Below are 17,075 nucleotides of genomic sequence, written 5' to 3'. Positions count from 1 at the left end.
GGTCACACCCGCTCCACCGACCCGTCGCTACCGCGCGACGCCGGCCGGGCCGGCCGTCGGATTGCCCCGGTCGACCAGCGGCAGCGAGCGTAACGCGCGCTCCAGGTGCCACTGGAGATGCGCCGCGACGAGGCCGCTGCACTCCCGGCGTACGGCGGCGGGGGTGGCGTCGGCGACCACCCAGTCGCCGGTGGTCAGCGCGGACATCAGGTCGACGGTGGCCGGGGCCGGGTGGGCCGCGCCGGGCGGTCGGCAGTCCGGGCAGACAGCCCCCCCGGCCGGTACGGAGAACGCCCGGTGCCGGCCGGGCGTGCCGCAGACCGCGCAGGCGACCAGGGCGGGTGCCCAGCCGGCCAGCGCCATCCCGCGCAGCAGGTACGCGTCGAGCACCAGCGTGGTCTCGTGGTCGCCCCGGGCCAGCGACTTCAGTGCGCCAAGGGTGAGCTGGAAGAGCCGCAGCGAGGGCTCCCGTTCGACCGGCGTGAGCCGTTCGGCGGTCTCGGCGATCGCGCTGGCCGCGGTGTAGCGCGGGTAGTCGCCGAGGAACCGCTTGCCGTACAGGTCGATCCCCTCGACCTGGCTGACGGTGTGCAGTGAGCTGCCCTGGTTGCCCTTCGGGTCCCCGGCGAGCTGGACGTCGACGTGGCCGAACGGCTCCAGCCGCGCCCCGAAGCGGGAGGTGGTGCGGCGCACCCCCCGGGCCACCGCGCGCAGCCGGCCGTGCCGGCGGGTGAGCAGGGTGATGATCCGGTCCGACTCGCCGAGCTTCTGGACGCGCAGCACCACCGCGTCGTCGCGGTAGAGCTGTCGGCGGTACCCGGCCACCGGACCATTCTCCCCGCCCACCCCGGGCACCGGTGACCCGGGTGGTGGGCGGTCAGCGCACCCGGACCGAGGCGTCCTCGGCTGGGGCCCCGGCCTCCGGGGCGGCCCCGACCCGGCTCTCGACGGCCACGGACCCGGCGCGGGGCCCGACGGCGGACCCGGGACGGGGCAGACCGTTGCCGCTGGGCCGGGGACGTGGCACGCCGGCAGGCTTGGGCCCGGATCCCTCGCCGGTCCGCACGGCGGGCCCCGGTCCGCCGGTCGCCGCCGGGGCGGAGCCGGTGGGCGTGGCCGACCCCGGACGGGTACGTCGCCCGCCGGGCAGCAGTTCGGGGCGACGGCGGGCCGCGACGTCCTCGACCCAGCCGACCAGCACGGTCACCACCCCGACCAGGAGGAAGACCAGCACCACCCGGATGGCGAGGCCGAGCAGGTCCTGGTGGGACCAGCCGACCACGTCCACCAGCGGGGTGAGCGCGACCACGAAGGGCATGTGCCAGAGGTAGACGGTCAGCGCCCTCCGGTTGAACACGGTCACCGCCCGGCCGAACAGGGCGTTCCGGTCCACCCAGGCCGCTCCGGACGGGGCGAACCCGAGGACGACCAGGATGAACGCCGCCGCCCAGAGCGCGTTGCCGATCCGGATGTCGTTGAGGTCGTAGCCGCGTGCTCCCGGGTGGGTGAGGATCCAGGCCCCTCCGGCGGTGGCCAGCAGTGCCGCGATGGCGACCAGCAGCCGCCGGGATAGTCGGCGCAGCATGCCGTCGTGGTGGGCGAAGCCGAGCAGCCACGCGCCGAAGTAGAGGCCGAAGTCGCGGAGCACGACCGGCGCGCCGGGGAAGCCCAACTCGACCACGACGAGCAGCACGTACGGGGCGAGCAGGGTGGGCAGTGGGGCCCGCCGGAACAGCCAGAGCGCCAGCGGGGAGGCGAGCACGAACCAGAGGTAGTCGCGCAGGTACCAGATCACGCTGAGCGCGAGGGCGCCCCAGCCGTTGGCCGGCGGGTCGGTGATCGGGAAGAGCCAGAGCAGCAGCCGCCAGTTCACCGCCAGTCCGCCGCTGATCAGCATGGCCGGGACGAAGATCACCGCGACCACCCAGAGCGAGGGCAGCAGCCGGCGCAGCCGACGGCCGACGGCGGCCGTGCCGGAGCGGTCGAGCGAGGCGGCCATCAGCGATCCGGCCAGCGCGAACATCACCGACATGGCCGGGAAGACCAGGGTGAGCGTGGCCCACCCGGTGACGTGGTAGACCACGACTCGGATGATCGCGAGGAAGCGCAGCAGATCCAGGTATCGGTTTCGCATCAGCCTGCGTCTATGTCCGGGGGCAGGGGCGGTTTCCTGTCCTACCCTCCGCATCGCCGGCCGGAAACGCCCGGCCCGGGGCATCGAAAGTGAGGAATCCCACAAAAGCCCCGGAAGCCGGGCTCGTCCCGTGCCGGCCGGTCGGTCAGAAACCGAGCCGGCGCAGCTGCTTCGGATCGCGCTGCCAGTCCTTCGCCACCCGGACGTGCAGGTCCAGGTAGACCCGGGTGCCGAGCAGCTCCTCGATCTGCTGGCGGGCCCGGGTGCCCACGTCCTTCAGCCGGCTCCCCCGATGGCCGATCATGATCGCCTTCTGGCTGGGCCGCTCGACGTACACGTCGGCGTAGATCTTCATGACCTGCCCCTCGGGGATCATCTCCTCGACGATGACCGCGATCGAGTGCGGCAGTTCGTCGCGGACGCCCTCCAGGGCCGCCTCCCGGACCAGTTCGGCGACGAGCACCTGCTCGGGGTCCTCGGTGAGCATGTCGTCCGGGTAGAGCTGCGGCGACGGCGGAAGGTAGCCGGTCATCACGTCGACCAGGGTGTCCACCTGGTGACCGGAGACCGCGCTGACCGGCACCACGTCGGCGAACTCGCCCAGCTCGCTGACCGCGAGCAACTGCTCGGCCAGTCGCTTCTTGTCGACCAGGTCGGTCTTGGTCACCACCGCGAGCACGGTCGCCTTCAGCTCGGCCAGCTCGCCGGTGATGAAGCGGTCGCCCCGTCCGACCGGCTCGTTCGCCGGGATGCAGAGGCCGATCACGTCGACCTCGCTCCAGGTGGACCGGACCAGGTCGTTCAGGCGCTCGCCGAGCAGCGTCCGGGGACGGTGCAGGCCGGGCGTGTCGACCAGCACGAGCTGCGAGTCCGGACGGTGCAGGACGGCCCGGATGACGTGCCGGGTGGTCTGCGGCTTGTTCGAGGTGATGGCGATCTTCTGCCCGACGATCGCGTTGGTCAGGGTCGACTTGCCGGCGTTGGGCCGGCCGACGAAACAGGCGAATCCCGCCCGGTACGGCCGGTCCCCGTCGAGCACCCCGCCGGAACCCGCCCGGGTGGAGCCGGCCGGCTCGGGCCGGGCCGCCCCGTCACGCCGGGCCGTCTCGTCACGCCGGGCCGTCTCGTCACGCCGGCTCACTCGACCACCGTGCCGAGGATGGTGCCGTCCGGGGCCGCCAGGTGGATCGGCGCGTCCGTCGCAAGATCGCGTACGGCGGCGTGCCCGGCGGTGTCCAGGGTCGACGCCTCGGTCACCACCACCGCCGCCTCCAACCGGGACGCGCCGGCCGCCGCCGCGGAGGCGACCGCCAACTGGAGAGCGGTGATCGCCAACGACGGCAGCGAGACGCTCGCGGCGGCGTACGTCCGGCCGTCCTGGTCGCGGACCGCCGCTCCCTCGACGGCGCCGACCCGACCCCGTGCCCCCCGGGCGAGGATGACCAGCTTGGCGTCCTCGACGCTCAGCTCGGTGGGGGTGGGAACGGACGGTGCGGCGGGTGACTCAGGCATCGGCGGGTTGCCTCTCCTCGGAACGGTTCGGGTTTCCTCCCCGGGGCTCGGCCTGTTCACCCCGCCCCGGGCTCTCCTGTTCGTCGGTCGGCCCGACCCGGCGCACCAGCACGGTGTCGATCCGGTTCCGCCGACCGGTGGTGCCCTCGGCGACCAGGTGCAGCCCGGCGACCTCCGCCTCCGCGCCCGGGATCGGCACCCGACCGAGCGCTTGGGCGAGCAGGCCACCGACGGTCTCCACCTCGTCGCCGGGAAGCTCCACGTCGAACAGCTCACCCAGATTCTCCACCGGCAGCCGGGCGGTCACCCGCACCGCCCCCTCCTCCGGCAGGTGCTCGACCGGGGGACGTTCGACGTCGTACTCGTCGGTGATCTCGCCGACGATCTCCTCGAGGATGTCCTCGATGGTGACCAGGCCACCGGTGCCGCCGTACTCGTCGACGACGATCACCAGGTGGTTGCGGGCCGCCTGCATCTCGGAGAGCAGGTCGTCGACCGGCTTGGACTCGGGCACGAAGGTCGCCGGTCGCATCAGCTCGGCCACCGGCGTCCCCTCGGCGCGCCCGCCGCCCTGGGTGCGGCGGACCAGGTCCTTGAGGTAGAGCACACCGAGCACGTCGTCGACGTTCTCGCCGATCACCGGGATGCGGGAGAAGCCGGAGCGCAGGAAGAGCGCCAGCGCCTGGGCGAGCGTCTTACGCTCCTCGATCCACACCATCTCGGTACGCGGCACCATCACCTCCCGAGCGATGGTGTCGCCGAGGGCGAAGACCGACTGGATCATCTGCCGTTCGCCGTGCTCCACCACCCCGCGCTGCTCGGCCAGGTCGACCAGCTCGCGCAGCTCCACCTGGGTGGCGAAGGGGCCCTCCCGGAACCCCTTGCCGGGGGTGACCGCGTTGCCGATCAGGATGAGCAGCGAGGCGAGCGGGTTGAGCACCCGACCCAGCCAGCGGACCAGCGGGGCGACCGCCCGGCCGACCGCGTACGCGTGCTGGCGGCCGATGGTGCGCGGACCGACCCCGACCACCACGAAGCTGATCACGGTCATCGCACCGGCAGTGACCAGGGCGGCCCGCCAGCCGGCGCCGAAGGTGTCCACCGCGACCAGGGCCACCAGGGTGGTGGCGGTCAGCTCGGCCAGCAGCCGCAGCAGGAGCAGCAGGTTGAGGTGGCGGACCACGTCCGTGGCGACGATCTGGAGGGTACGGGCACCGCGTACCCCGTCGCGGGCCAGCTCGGCGGCGCGGGCCGGGGAGACCGCGGTCAGCGCCGCCTCGGTGGCCGCGATGACCCCGGCGGCCACCACCAGGCCGGCCGCGAATACCAGCAGTTGCAGATCGGGTAGGCCGGTGGCACCGGCCGCGAGTATCGGGGTGTCCATCACGTGGCTCGGGTCGACCGCCAACTGGCGAGCAACCTCGCCTGGAGCCCGAACATCTCGCGCTCCTCCTCCGGTTCGGCGTGGTCGTACCCGAGCAGGTGCAGCACCCCGTGCACGGTGAGCAGGTGCAGCTCGTCGGCGGCGCTGTGCCCGGCAGTGGCCGCCTGCTTGGCCGCCACCTCCGGGCAGAGCACGATGTCACCGAGCAGGGCCGGCTCACCGGCCGGGCCGGCGCTCTCCCCCGGTCCGTGGTCGACGCTCCCCTCGTCCATGGGGAAGGCCAGCACGTCGGTCGGCCCGTCGCCGCCCATCCAGCGGTGGTTCAGCTCGGTCATGTAGTCGATGTCGACCAGGAGCACGGAGAGCTCGGCGAGGGGGTTGACCCCCATCTCGTCGAGCGCGTGCCGGGCGACGGCGAGCACGGCGTCGGTGTCGACCGGGACACCGGACTCGTTGGCGATCTCGATGGACACGTCTTTCCTCTGCTCTAGCGGCGGCGGCCGGCGCGGCCACCGCCCTGGGCGGTCCGCCCCGGCACCGCGTGCACGCTCTGTGCCTGCTGGTTCTCCCGCTCGGCGTCCCACCGGGCGTAAGCGTCGACGATCTCCCCGACCAGGCGGTGACGGACCACGTCCGAGCTGGAGAGCTGGGCGAAGTGCACGTCCTCGACGTCGGTGAGAATCTCCCGGACCACCCGGAGACCACTTGTCGTCCCGCCCGGCAGGTCGACCTGGGTGATGTCGCCGGTGACCACGATCTTGGAGCCGAAGCCGAGTCGGGTCAGGAACATCTTCATCTGCTCGGGCGTGGTGTTCTGCGCCTCGTCGAGGATGATAAAGGCGTCGTTCAGGGTCCGGCCGCGCATGTAGGCCAGCGGCGCGACCTCGATCGTCCCGGCCGCCATCAGCTTCGGGATGGACTCCGGGTCGAGCATGTCGTGCAGCGCGTCGTACAGCGGGCGCAGGTACGGGTCGATCTTCTCGTTGAGGGTGCCGGGCAGGAAGCCCAGCCGCTCCCCCGCCTCGACCGCCGGCCGGGTGAGGATGATCCGGTTGACCTGCTTGGCCTGCAACGCCTGCACGGCCTTCGCCATCGCCAGGTAGGTCTTGCCGGTGCCGGCGGGGCCGATGCCGAAGACGATGGTGTGCGCGTCGATCGCGTCGACGTAGCGCTTCTGCCCGAGCGTCTTCGGTCGGATGGTGCGTCCGCGCCGGGAGAGGATGTTCAGCGTCAGGACCTCGGCGGGCCGCTCCGTGCCGCCCTGCTCGAGCATGCCGACGGTACGCCGGACGGCGTCAGTGGTCAGTGTCTCGCCTTTCTCGATCAGTTCGAGCAGCTCACCGAAGAGGCGCTCGGCGAGGGCGTTGTCCGCGGGCGCACCGGTGATGGTGATCTCGTTGCCGCGCACGTGCACGTCGCTGTCGACCGAACGCTCGACGAGCCGCAGGATCTCGTCGCCCGCGCCGAGGAGGTTGACCATGATCTTGGGATCGGGGACGGTGATCCTGGTCTGCGCCCGGGACGGGCCCGGAGGTGGGGTGCCGGTCATAGGTCGGGCCGTCGGGCCCTGCGCCACCTGCTCTCGCTCTCGGCGCCGGCCTGAGCTGGCTCGGCGTACGGACGTTGGTCCCATGGTATCGGTTCGGCCCCCGAGACACCCGGCCCATTTCCCCCGTCGTCACCTCGGGCGGGGCGGAGAAGATCACCAGGAAAGCCATGATCACGACATCCGGCAGGATTATATCTGATCAAACTGAAAACGGGCAGAATTGAGATAGACACACATCCATATCTAGGATTCGCTCACCCCCCGTTTCCCGTCACGAACGGAGTGTGACCCGTGTCCCCACGAAGGATCGGCCGTCGCTTCGCCACCCTCGTCGCCGGCGCCGCCACCGTGCTGAGCCTCGGCCTGGCCAACCCGGCACCCGCCGCCGCCGAGGTCGTCAACGCCACCGTCTGCTACAACACCAGCCAGGCCGGCCCCTACGCCGGCATCGCCGACCAGGCCGCCTCGATCTGGAACGCCTACACCAACAACCTGAACATGTCGAAGTGCGGCTCGAATCTGATGATCTACTACACCACCGGGGGCGGCTCCTACGCCGTCCGGCGCAGCCTGGGCAACGGCTACGTGGTGATCGACACCGCGCAGGCCCAGCAGTACGCCCCGCTGCGGATCATGACGCACGAGATCGGGCACATCCTCGGCCTGCCCGACAACTACAACGGCCAGTGCCACCTGCTCATGTCCGGCGGCAGCGCGGGCACCGGCTGCACCAACCCGTACCCGTACAGCACCGAGGCCGCGCAGGTCGACCGGAACTTCGGCGGCTTCGGCGCCGAGGGCGCCCAGGTCTTCCGGGACAGCTGGCCGGCCCTGGCCACGATCGGCTGAACCCGCCCCACCGCACGCTCCGGGGGTCGGCGCCCGCCGACCCCCGGAACCCTGTCCGCCGCCAGCCGCCCGTCGCCTGCCGTCGCCCCTCGGCTGCTGCCGCCGTCGGCCGCCCCTCGGCTGCTGCCACCGTCGGGCGTCTGCCGTCGCCGTCGCCGTCGGCCGCCGCCTGCTGTCACTGTCGCCGTCTTCGTCGGCCGTCTGCCGTCGCCGTCCGGCTGTCGCGTCAGTGACTCAACTGTGGTCCGGCCAGCGCACGTCGTACCCGTCGAAGGTCTGCTGGTCCCGGGTGAACCGGTAGGTCGCCCAGTGCATCCGGCGTACCCTTCCCCGCTCGTCCCGGGTCAGCCGGAGCAGTTCCCCGACCTCCCGTCCGGAGACCGTCCGCAGCACGTCCGGCCGGTCCGGCAGCGGCGCGAAGACCGCCGTCGGCTTGCCCGGCAGGTCCTCCGCCCGACGGGCCCGCAACGCCCCGTCCCGCCAGAGGAAGACGTACTCGAAACCCTCGCCCCACCAGCGGCCCAGCACGTCCCGGTACGCCTCCGGGGCCGGCTCGCCCGGCGACCACGGCTCGATGTCGGCCGGGTCGTGCTCGACGGCGGTGGCGAGCAGCCGGTGCGGCAGTTCGAAGATCGCCCCGGCGGTGCCGGCCGACCCGAGCACCGCGCAGCCCATCGCCCCCGGTGTCCCGTCGCCGCCCCGCCGGCCGTAGACCGAAGCGAGGAAACCGGGCATCGCGCCGTCGTGCCCCACGTGCAGCACCCGGTTCGGCTGCGGCACGAGGATCAGGCCGAGGCCGAAGCCGTCCACCCAGTTCGCCTCGTCGGTGACCGTACGCGGCCAGCGCATCTCGTCCAGGGTCGCCGGGGCGAGCACCGCACCGGTCGGATCCAGCGCGGCCGGGTCGGCGAGGAAGGCCGCCCAGCGGGCCATGTCACCCGCCGTGCTCCAGAGCTGCGCCGCCGGCCCCACCGCGCCGAAGTCGGTCGGCGGCTCCGGCCGGGCGTGGTCGGAGTACGCGTCGACCAGGAAGCCGGTGGCCGCGCCCGGACCGGGACGGGTGGTGGTGGCCGCCAACCCGAGCGGGGCGAGGATCCGGTCGGCGAGCACCTCCACCCAGGTGCCGCCGCGCAGCCGGGCGACCAGTTCCCCGAGCAGGGCCATCCCCAGGTTGGAGTAGTGGAAGCGGCGGGCCGGGGGCAGCACCCGCTCGGCCCGGGTGAGGTCGGCGAGAAGTTGCTCGACCCCGGGGGCCCGCAGCGTGTCCCAGATGTCGCCGTACGGTTCCCGTTGCAGGCCCGAGGTGTGCGACAGCAGCCGGCGCACGGTCGCCTCGCCGTGCGCGGGCACGTCCAGGTGCCGGCCCACCGGGTCGTCCAGGTCGAGCAGGCCCTCGTCCCGGCACTGGAGCACCAGGACGGCGGTGAAGGTCTTGGTGACCGAACCGATCCGGAAGGGCGTCTGCGGGGTCAGCGGGGCGTCGTTGCCGGTGCTGCCGACGGTGAGGCTCCACAGCGGGCGGTCCGCCCGGTGCAGGGCCACCGACAGCGCCGGCACCCGGGCACCGGCCTGCACCTGCCGCACCATCCGCCCGAGCCGCGCGTTGATCTCCACCACACCGCAAGTGTAAGGAGGGGTCCCCTGTTACCGCTTTTTGATGAACAGGGGACCCCTGCTACCACCGCAGCGAGCTGCTACCGCCACGGCGGCGGGGCGTGCCGACCGAGGACTCAGCGGGCGAGCATCGGCCCGAGCGGGGCACCGCCGAGCAGGTGCGCGTGCACGTGGAAGACCTCCTGGCCGCCGTGCCCGCCGGTGTTGAACATCAGCCGGAAGCCGTCGGCGAGCAGCCCCTCGGCCTCGGCCACCTCGGTGGCGGTGGCCAACACCTGGCCGGCCAGTTCCGGGTCGCTCTGGCCGAGCGTGGCCACGTCGGCGTAGTGCTCCTTGGGGATCACCAGCACGTGCACCGGAGCCTTCGGGTCGATGTCCCGGAAGGCGAGGGTGGTCGCGGTCTCCCGGACGATGGTGGCCGGGATCTCCCCGGCGACGATGCGGCAGAACAGGCAGTCGGAGCTCATCGACGCATGGTAGGACCACCGCTTGCGTACCGGCATCTCGCCCGAGCCGGGCCGGCATGTCGTCGCAGGTCCCCGGCCTCGACCAGCGGCCCCGGGTCGGGTCGGGACCCGACAGTCGGGGATCATGGCCGGGTGGACTCTCGGGCGGTACTGGTGACGGGGGCTTCGCGCGGCATCGGCCGTGCGGTGGCCCGCAGGTTCGCGGCCGGCGGCGACCGGGTGGCGATCCACCACCGCGACTCGGCGGAACTGGCCGAGCGGCTGCGGGCGGAGCTGCCCGGCGACGGGCACGTCGTGGTCCGGGCCGACCTGGCCGACCCGGACGCGGTCCGAGCAGCGGTGGACGAGGCGGCGGCCCGGCTCGGGGGCCTGGACGTGCTGGTCAACAACGCCGGGGTGTTCGGCCCGGCGGACCCGCCGCACCCGGTCTTCGAGACCACGTACGAGCAGTGGCGGCAGCGCTGGCGGGAGATCGTCGACACCAACCTGCTCGGCGCGGCCAACGCGTCCTGGTGCGCCGCCCAGCACATGCGCGACCGGGGCGGCCGGATCGTCAACGTCTCGTCCCGGGGGGCGTTCCGTGGCGAGCCGGGCAACCCGGCGTACGGGGCGAGCAAGGCGGGCATGAACGCGATGGGGCAGTCCCTCGCGGTGGCGCTGGCCCCGTACGGCATCGCGGTGGCGACGGTGGCGCCCGGTTTCGTGGAGACCGACATGACCAACGAGCACCTCAAGTCGCCCCGGGGCGCGGCCGTGCGGGCGCAGAGCCCGTTCGACCGGGTGGCCCGACCGGAGGAGATCGCCGCCGCGGTGCACTGGCTCGCCTCCCCGGAGGCGGAGTGGGCCTCGGGCACCATCGTCGACCTCAACGGCGCGTCCTACCTGCGTTCCTGAGGCAGATCTCCCAGCGAATTCCCAGTCATCAGGGCGGCTGGCCGGTCCAGAGCCGGGGTAAGGATCCCCGACATGGCCGACTCCGCGCTGCTGGATCTCTCCGCCGACTACCAGGTGGTCGACGACCACGACGACGACCCGGTGCTGCTCCGCGCGGACGGCAGCCCGGTGGACACCTGGCGGGAGGACTACCCGTACGACGAGCGCCTGTCGCGTGAGGAGTACGACCAGCACAAGCGCCTGCTCCAGATCGAACTCCTGAAGCTCCAGGATTGGATCAAGGAGTCCGGCGAACGGCTGGTGATCCTCTTCGAGGGACGGGACGCCGCCGGCAAGGGCGGCACGATCAAGCGCTTCATGGAACACCTCAACCCGCGCGGCGCGAAGGTGGTGGCCCTGGTCAAGCCGAACGAGCGGGAGTCCAGCCAGTGGTACTTCCAGCGTTGGCTGCACCACCTGCCGGCGGCCGGCGAGATCGTGCTCTTCGACCGGTCCTGGTACAACCGGGCCGGGGTCGAGCGGGTGATGGGCTTCTGCACCCGCAAGGAGTACCTGGAGTTCCTCCGCCAGGCCCCTGAGCTGGAGCGGATGCTGGTCCGCTCCGGTATCCGGCTGGTCAAGCTCTGGTTCTCGGTCTCCCAGAACGAGCAGCGCACCCGGTTCGCCATCCGTCAGGTCGATCCGGTACGCCAGTGGAAGCTGTCCCCGATGGACATCGCCGCGCTGGACAAGTGGGACGAGTACACCGAGGCCAAGGAGGCGATGTTCTTCTACACCGACACCGCCGACGCGCCGTGGACGGTGGTCAAGAGCAACGACAAGAAGCGGGCCCGGCTGGAGGCCATGCGGCACGTGCTCAACCGCTTCGACTACACGGACAAGGACACCGAGGTCGTCGGCGTGCCCGATCCCCTCCTCGTCGGCTCCGCCGGTCTGGACCTCAGCCCCGACGAGGAGACCGTCCAGGTCTTCCCCCGCCTCTGACCCGTGTCGATCTCGACGGATCCGGGGTGGGTCACCAGCGGGTGAGGCGGGTGGCGAGCACGCTGAGCGCGGCCACCCCGGCGGTCGAGGTACGCAGCACCGCCGGCCCGAGCCGCACCGGGCGCCCACCGGCGGTCTGGAAGGCGTCCAGTTCGGCCGGGGCGATCCCACCCTCCGGCCCCACCACCAGCACGATCTCACCGGCCGGAGGCAACTCGACGGTGGTCAGCCGGTCCTGCGCCTCCTCGTGCAGCACGAACCCGGCGGCGGCACCGGAGATCCGCGCCGCCACCGTCGCCGTCGACTCGTCGGGGGACCCGGCCACCACCGGAAGCCAGGCCCGCCGGGCCTGCTTGGCTGCCTCCCGGGCGGTCGCCACCCACTTCTCCCGGGCGCGTACGCCCCGCTCGCCCCGCCACTGGGTCACCGAGCGGGACGCCGCCCAGGGCACGATCTCGTCCACGCCGACCTCGGTCATCGCCTGGACGGCCAGTTCGCCCCGGTCACCCTTGGCGATGCCCTGCACCACCACGATCCGGGGCACTGCCGCGTCGACGTACCCCCGCGAGGTGACGGTCAGGTCGAGGGCGCCCCGGCCGACGGCGGTGACCACGGCGGCGGCCGTGCCGCCGCGACCGTCGGCCAGCAGCAGTTCCTCGCCGACCCGGAGCCGCTGCACGGTGGCCGCGTGGTGGCCCTCCGGGCCGTCCAGGGTCAGCGTGTCGGCGACGGGCAGCGACTCGACCAGGAACAGCGGGGCAGACACTCAGCCGTGCCCGTTGAACGCGTCCCGCATCCGGGAGAAGAAGCCGCCCTGCTTGCTCAGCTCGGCGACCTCCTCGCCCCGGGTCTTGGCGAACTCGCGCAGCATCCGCTCCTGGTCGGCGTCGAGCTTGGTCGGGGTCCGCACGTCGAGGTGGACGTAGAGGTCACCCCGGCCGGTCCCGCGCAGGTGCGGTACGCCCCGGGCGCGCAGCCGCATCGTGCTGCCCGGCTGGGTGCCCGCCTTGACGTCGACGGTCTCCTCGCTGTCCAGGGTCTTGATGGTCAGTCGGGTGCCGAGCGCCGCCGCGGTCATCGGCACGGTCACCCGGCAGTGCAGGTCGTCGCCCTTACGGGAGTAGACGTCGTGCGGCCGTTCGTGGATCTCGACGTAGAGGTCGCCGGCGGTGCCGCCACCCGGGCCGACCTCACCCTGCTGGGCGAGGCGGATCCGCATGCCGTCCTCCACCCCGGCGGGGATCTTGACGGTCAACGAGCGGCGGGTACGGACCCGGCCCTCCCCGGCGCAGGTCGGGCAGGGGTGCGGGATGGTGGTGCCGTGCCCCTGGCAGACCGTGCAGGGCCGGGCCGAGACGACCTGGCCGAGGAAGGTGCGCTGCACCGACTGCACCTCGCCCCGGCCACCGCACGCCTCACACGTGGCCAGGTGGGTGCCGGCGGCCGTGCCCGCGCCGGAGCAGGTGGTGCAGAGCACGGCGGTGTCGACGGTGATCGGCGCCTCGACACCGAACGCCGTCTCGTTGAGGTCCAGCTCCAGCCGCAGGATCGCGTCCGCCCCGGGACGGGTGCGCGGGCGCGGCCCGCGCGAGCCGGTGGCCCCGCCGAAGAAGGCGTCCATGATGTCCTGGAAGCCGACGAACGGTCCCGCGCCGCCCGGCCCGCCCGGACCGGCCGCGCCGCCGCCGGGAGCGAGCGGGTCGCCGCCCAGGTCGACGATCTGCCGCTTCCGGTCGTCCGAGAGGACCTCGTACGCGGCGTTGATGTCCTTGAACTTCTCCTGGGCCTCCGGGTCCGGATTGACGTCCGGGTGGAACTGCCGCGCCAGCTTGCGGTAGGCGCGCTTGATCTCGTCGTCGGAGGCTTCCCGGCTGACACCGAGGATGCCGTAGTAGTCCCTGGCCACTGCGTTCCGTGTCCTCATGTTCGTCTCGCGTTACGCCGGTCGTCGGCCCGAGTCGGCCGTCGGCCCTGACTGGTCAGTTCTGGGCCAGCAGCTCGCCCACGTAGCGTGCCACGGCGCGTACCGTGGCGATGGTGCCGGGGTAGTCCATCCGCGTCGGGCCGAGCACGCCCAACCCACCCACGATGGTGGCACCCGGACCGTAGCCCGTGCTGACCACCGACGTACCCCGCAGGTTGTCGATCTCGTTCTCGTCGCCGATCCGGATCCGGGTCGTGCTCGGCTCGACCTCGCCGATCAGCTTGAGCAGCACGACCTCCTCCTCGAGCGCCTCGAGGATCGGACGCAGCGAGCCCTGGAAGTCGAGCAGGCCGCCCCGGGTCAGGTTGGCCGTGCCGGCCAGCGCGATCCGCTCCTCGTGCCGTTCGACCAGGGTCTCCAGCAGAACGGTGGAGAGCGTGGTCATCGCCGGACGCAGCCCGGCGCTGACCTCCTCCACCAACGCCTGCACCAGCGGCGGGGTGTCCGACAGCCGGGTGCCGCAGAGCTTCTCGTTGACCAGGCGACGCAGGTCGGTGACGTCGTCGGCGGGAACCGGCGCGGGCAACTCCACCAGCCGCTGCTCGACCCGACCGGTGTCGGCGATCATCACCAGCATCAGCCGGGTGGTGGAGATCGGCACCAGCTCCAGGTGTCGCACCGAGGAACGCGCCAGGCTCGGGTACTGCACCACGGCCACCTGGCGGGTGAGCTGGGCGAGGAGCCGGACGGTGCGGTGGACGACGTCGTCGAGGTCGACCGCGCCGACCAGGAACCGCTCGATCGCCCGACGCTCGGCCGGGCTGAGCGGCTTGACCCGGCTGAGCCGGTCGACGAAGAGGCGGTAGCCACGGTCGGTGGGCACCCGGCCGGCGCTGGTGTGCGGCTGCCGGATGTAGCCCTCCTCCTCCAGCACCGCCATGTCGTTGCGGACCGTGGCCGGGGAGACGCCGAGCTGGTGCCGCTCGACCAGCGCCTTGCTGCCGACCGGCTCCTGGGTCGCGACGTAGTCCTCGACGATCGCGCGCAGCACGGCGAGCTTGCGGTCGTCGAGACCCACTCTCCCCACCTCCTACGCCGGTCAGCGCCCGGCCCGTCGCGGTGCGTGCCCACCCCCGGCGACGACCGGCGGCGGTCGCCGACGGCGACGGCACGCTCCTGGCACTCGACTTTAACGAGTGCCAGTCTACGTCGGGGCACCCCCGGGACGCGATGATCGGTGTCGACCCCTCGTACCCTGCCCGGTACGGGCCGTCCGCCCGGGTGATCAGGACACGCCCGCTGGTCGCGCCTTGCCCGGTGCCCCTACCGTGACCGGTATGACTGAACCGCCGCGCCCGCCCGGCGCGGGCGACGCCGGCCGGTACCCGCCGGAGCCGACCATGCCGCTCGCCCCGTCCGGGTCCCCGTCGACACCCGACGAGCCCACCGCCCCACTGTCCGACGCGGCCGGTGCACCCGGGTATCCCCCACCGGGTGGATCCACCCCGCCCGGCGGTTGGTCCACGCCGCCCCATGAGCCACCCACCGAGCACCTTCCCGCGTCGTCCCCCGAGCCGCCGACGGAGAACTGGACGACGCCGTCGTACGAGCCGCCCACGGAGAACTGGACCACATCGTCTCCCGAGCCGCCCACCGAGAACTGGACGACGCCGTCGTACGAGCCGTCGACGCAGCGCTACGGGTCGCTCGGCGACGACTTGCCGACGGAGCGCCACGCCGCCGTCGCCCCGGAGCCGCCGACGGCGGGTTACGGCCCGCCCGGTGACGCCCCGTCGGCCGACCACCCGACCTCGGGCGGACACTTCGCCGCGGCCGGCTACCCGACGCCGGACCCCCAGGCCAGCTACCCGCCACCGGGTGACCAGGGCGGTTACCCCCCGCCAGGCGAACCGGGCGGTTACCCGCCCCCCGGTGAGCAGGGCGGTTACCCGCCACCGGGCTTCCCGCCGCCCGGGGCCACGGGGGCACCCACCTCCGGGGGGCCGGGCGGGTATCCGCCACCGGGCGGGGGCGGGCCGCAGCCGTCACCCGGCCCGATCGGTGGCGACGACCGGACCTGGGCGATCCTGGCCCACGCCGGCGGCCCGATCGGCATCGTGATCGGTGCGACCCTGTTCGGCTGGGTCGGGCCGCTGATCGTGCTGCTGGTGCGGGGCCAGCAGTCCCCGGCGGTACGCGCGCACGCCGTCGCCGCGCTCAACTTCCAGATCACCTGGGCGGTCGCGATCCTGGTGGGCTGGCTGCTCGCCGCGATCACCTGCGGCCTGCTCTCCTTCGTGCCGATCGTGCTCGCGATCGTGCCGATCGTGCTCGGCATCGCGGCCGCCCTCAAGGCCAACCAGGACCTGCTCTACCAGTACCCGATGACCCGGAGCTTCGTGAAGTGAGCCGTCCGGCCGGTCCCGGTGGTGTTCCCGGGGCCGGCCGTCCTCGCGCCAGCAGGCGCGACACGGCGCCCGGGAACCGGCCAGGGCGGCGGGTGGCGTGACACGGTGTCGAGGGGGCGCTCAGGGCAGCAGGTCGCGGACCACGGCGTCGGCGAGCAGCCGGCCACGCAGGGTGAGCACCGCCCGGCCGGCGGCGTAGTCGGCCTCGGCGAGCAGCCCGGCGGCACGGGCCCGCTCGGCACCGGCCCGGCCGGCGGCGTCGAGCACCGCCAGCGGCAGCCCGGAGGCGAGCCGCAGCCGGAGCATCACGTCCTCCATGTGCGCCTCGTCGGCGGTGAGGACCTCCCGCGCCTGGCCGGGTGACTCCCCGGCGGCCAGCTTCGCCGCGTACGCGCTGGGGTGCTTCACGTTCCACCAGCGCACCCCGCCGACGTGGCTGTGCGCCCCCGGGCCGAGGCCCCACCAGTCCCCGCCGGTCCAGTAGAGCAGGTTGTGGCGGCACCGGGCCTCCGGCGTCCGGGCCCAGTTGGAGACCTCGTACCAGGAGAAACCGGCCGCGTCGAGGGCGGCCTCCGCGGCCAGGTAACGGTCCGCCGCGACGTCGTCCGAGGGGTACGCCAGCTCGCCCCGGCGCATCCGGGCGGCGAGCCGGGTGCCCTCCTCCACGATCAGGGCGTACGCGCTGACGTGGTCCACCCCGGCGGCGACCACCTGGTCGAGCGAGGCGGCGAAGTCCTCGGCCCGCTCCCCCGGCGTACCGTAGATCAGGTCGAGGTTGACGTGGTCGAACCCGGCGTCGCGGGCCTCGGCCGCGGCGGCGGTGGCCCGCCCGGCGGAGTGCTTCCGGTCGAGCACCGCGAGCACGCCCGGCGCGGCCGACTGCATGCCCAGCGAGATGCGGGTGTACCCGGCCGCCCGCAGCGTCTTCAGCGACTCCGGCGTCACCGACTCCGGATTGGCCTCGGTGGTGACCTCGGCGTCGGCGGCCAGCCCCCAGGTGCGGTCGATGCCGTCCAGGACGCGGGCCAGGTCGTCGGCGGGGAGCAGGGTGGGCGTGCCACCCCCGACGAAGACCGTGTCCACCCGGGGCGGCGGAGTGTCCCCGAGCACCCGTGCGGCGAGCCCCAACTCGGCCAGGACGGTGTCGGCGTAGCTGTCCCGGCTCGCGCCGCCACCGAGCTCGCTGGCGGTGTAGGTGTTGAAGTCGCAGTAGCCGCAGCGGCTGGCGCAGAAGGGCACGTGGAGGTAGACCCCGAAGCCGCGCGCGCCGACCGCGCGCAGAGCGGTCGATGGGAGCGACCCGTCGGTCGGTACGGATTCGCCTTCTGGAAGCACGCCGGGCATGGCCACTAGTGT

The 17,075-nt window shown here is 72.9% G+C and carries 17 protein-coding genes; 4 read left to right on the top strand and 13 right to left on the bottom strand.

Annotated elements, in window-relative coordinates:
• Window positions 1–27: 27 nt before the first annotated feature.
• From recO to GA0070618_RS17350, 7 genes are all read right to left on the bottom strand, one after another.
• A complete protein-coding gene (recO, locus tag GA0070618_RS17380) occupies window positions 28–825 on the bottom strand; it encodes a DNA repair protein RecO (RefSeq protein WP_088985605.1) in 798 nt (265 codons plus the stop codon).
• Window positions 826–877: 52 nt separating this feature from the next.
• Window positions 878–2,134 (bottom strand): acyltransferase family protein, encoded by a 1,257-nt coding sequence (locus tag GA0070618_RS17375; protein WP_088982573.1) that lies wholly within the window; start codon window positions 2,132–2,134, stop codon window positions 878–880.
• Between the two features lie 145 nt (window positions 2,135–2,279).
• Window positions 2,280–3,173, bottom strand: coding sequence for a GTPase Era (gene era, locus GA0070618_RS17370; protein ID WP_088985604.1), 894 nt, complete (start codon window positions 3,171–3,173; stop codon window positions 2,280–2,282).
• Between the two features lie 98 nt (window positions 3,174–3,271).
• On the bottom strand, window positions 3,272–3,646 hold the full coding sequence (locus GA0070618_RS17365) for a cytidine deaminase (protein ID WP_088982572.1): 375 nt from the start codon (window positions 3,644–3,646) through the stop codon (window positions 3,272–3,274).
• Window positions 3,639–5,054: a hemolysin family protein gene (locus GA0070618_RS17360; protein WP_414467590.1), complete on the bottom strand. Its 1,416-nt coding sequence runs from the start codon at window positions 5,052–5,054 to the stop codon at window positions 3,639–3,641. Before GA0070618_RS17360 ends, GA0070618_RS17365 begins: the two co-directional genes overlap by 8 nt.
• Entirely contained in the window at window positions 5,030–5,503 is a 474-nt protein-coding gene (ybeY, locus tag GA0070618_RS17355) for an rRNA maturation RNase YbeY (protein WP_088982570.1), read from the bottom strand. The genes GA0070618_RS17360 and ybeY overlap by 25 nt, the downstream gene beginning before the upstream one ends.
• Before the next feature lie 14 nt (window positions 5,504–5,517).
• Window positions 5,518–6,579, bottom strand: coding sequence for a PhoH family protein (locus GA0070618_RS17350; RefSeq protein WP_088982569.1), 1,062 nt, complete (start codon window positions 6,577–6,579; stop codon window positions 5,518–5,520).
• A gap of 291 nt (window positions 6,580–6,870) precedes the next feature.
• Between GA0070618_RS17350 and GA0070618_RS17345 the strand changes: the two genes are divergently transcribed.
• Window positions 6,871–7,428 (top strand): snapalysin family zinc-dependent metalloprotease, encoded by a 558-nt coding sequence (locus GA0070618_RS17345; protein ID WP_088982568.1) that lies wholly within the window; start codon window positions 6,871–6,873, stop codon window positions 7,426–7,428.
• Window positions 7,429–7,662: 234 nt separating this feature from the next.
• Here the strand turns inward: GA0070618_RS17345 and GA0070618_RS17340 are convergent, their stop codons facing one another.
• Together GA0070618_RS17340 and GA0070618_RS17335 are read right to left on the bottom strand one after the other, a co-directional pair.
• Complete coding sequence (locus tag GA0070618_RS17340) at window positions 7,663–9,015, bottom strand: serine hydrolase domain-containing protein (RefSeq protein ID WP_414467607.1); 1,353 nt, start codon at window positions 9,013–9,015, stop codon at window positions 7,663–7,665.
• A gap of 143 nt (window positions 9,016–9,158) precedes the next feature.
• Window positions 9,159–9,509, bottom strand: coding sequence for a histidine triad nucleotide-binding protein (locus GA0070618_RS17335; protein WP_088985603.1), 351 nt, complete (start codon window positions 9,507–9,509; stop codon window positions 9,159–9,161).
• A gap of 132 nt (window positions 9,510–9,641) precedes the next feature.
• Between GA0070618_RS17335 and GA0070618_RS17330 the strand changes: the two genes are divergently transcribed.
• Both GA0070618_RS17330 and ppk2 read left to right on the top strand, forming a co-directional pair.
• Window positions 9,642–10,403 carry an SDR family NAD(P)-dependent oxidoreductase gene (locus GA0070618_RS17330; RefSeq protein ID WP_088982566.1) on the top strand — a complete coding sequence of 254 codons (762 nt, stop codon included), beginning with the start codon at window positions 9,642–9,644 and terminating at the stop codon, window positions 10,401–10,403.
• A gap of 72 nt (window positions 10,404–10,475) precedes the next feature.
• Window positions 10,476–11,387, top strand: coding sequence for a polyphosphate kinase 2 (gene ppk2, locus GA0070618_RS17325; protein ID WP_088982565.1), 912 nt, complete (start codon window positions 10,476–10,478; stop codon window positions 11,385–11,387).
• Window positions 11,388–11,418: 31 nt separating this feature from the next.
• Here the strand turns inward: ppk2 and GA0070618_RS17320 are convergent, their stop codons facing one another.
• From GA0070618_RS17320 to hrcA, 3 genes are all read right to left on the bottom strand, one after another.
• A complete protein-coding gene (locus tag GA0070618_RS17320; protein WP_088982564.1) occupies window positions 11,419–12,153 on the bottom strand; it encodes a 16S rRNA (uracil(1498)-N(3))-methyltransferase in 735 nt (244 codons plus the stop codon).
• On the bottom strand, window positions 12,154–13,293 hold the full coding sequence (dnaJ, locus tag GA0070618_RS17315) for a molecular chaperone DnaJ (RefSeq protein WP_172900394.1): 1,140 nt from the start codon (window positions 13,291–13,293) through the stop codon (window positions 12,154–12,156).
• A 73-nt stretch (window positions 13,294–13,366) separates the two neighbouring features.
• A complete protein-coding gene (gene hrcA, locus GA0070618_RS17310) occupies window positions 13,367–14,389 on the bottom strand; it encodes a heat-inducible transcriptional repressor HrcA (protein ID WP_088982562.1) in 1,023 nt (340 codons plus the stop codon).
• A gap of 259 nt (window positions 14,390–14,648) precedes the next feature.
• Here hrcA and GA0070618_RS17300 point away from each other — a divergent pair, with 259 nt between their 5' ends.
• A complete protein-coding gene (locus GA0070618_RS17300; RefSeq protein ID WP_231931775.1) occupies window positions 14,649–15,719 on the top strand; it encodes a DUF4870 domain-containing protein in 1,071 nt (356 codons plus the stop codon).
• 120 nt (window positions 15,720–15,839) lie between these two features.
• Here GA0070618_RS17300 and hemW read toward each other — a convergent pair whose 3' ends face one another.
• Window positions 15,840–17,063: a radical SAM family heme chaperone HemW gene (hemW, locus tag GA0070618_RS17295; RefSeq protein ID WP_088985601.1), complete on the bottom strand. Its 1,224-nt coding sequence runs from the start codon at window positions 17,061–17,063 to the stop codon at window positions 15,840–15,842.
• Between the last annotated feature and the right edge of the window lie 12 nt (window positions 17,064–17,075).

It is taken from the genome of Micromonospora echinospora (genome assembly GCF_900091495.1).
Lineage (GTDB): Bacteria > Actinomycetota > Actinomycetes > Mycobacteriales > Micromonosporaceae > Micromonospora > Micromonospora echinospora.
The sequence above is the reverse complement of the archived record's forward strand: the minus strand, read 5'-3'. Positions and strand labels throughout refer to the sequence as shown.

Excerpts from the sequence above, each read along its gene's own strand:
- GA0070618_RS17375 (WP_088982573.1), bottom strand. The coding sequence starts at position 2,134 with ATGCGAAACCGATACCTGGATCTGCTGCGCTTCCTCGCGATCATCCGA.
- GA0070618_RS17365 (WP_088982572.1), bottom strand. The coding sequence starts at position 3,646 with ATGCCTGAGTCACCCGCCGCACCGTCCGTTCCCACCCCCACCGAGCTG.
- GA0070618_RS17350 (WP_088982569.1), bottom strand. The coding sequence starts at position 6,579 with ATGACCGGCACCCCACCTCCGGGCCCGTCCCGGGCGCAGACCAGGATC.
- GA0070618_RS17340 (WP_414467607.1), bottom strand. The coding sequence starts at position 9,015 with ATGGTGCGGCAGGTGCAGGCCGGTGCCCGGGTGCCGGCGCTGTCGGTG.
- GA0070618_RS17335 (WP_088985603.1), bottom strand. The coding sequence starts at position 9,509 with ATGAGCTCCGACTGCCTGTTCTGCCGCATCGTCGCCGGGGAGATCCCG.
- ppk2 (WP_088982565.1), top strand. The coding sequence starts at position 10,476 with ATGGCCGACTCCGCGCTGCTGGATCTCTCCGCCGACTACCAGGTGGTC.
- GA0070618_RS17300 (WP_231931775.1), top strand. The coding sequence starts at position 14,649 with ATGACTGAACCGCCGCGCCCGCCCGGCGCGGGCGACGCCGGCCGGTAC.
- hemW (WP_088985601.1), bottom strand. The coding sequence starts at position 17,063 with ATGCCCGGCGTGCTTCCAGAAGGCGAATCCGTACCGACCGACGGGTCG.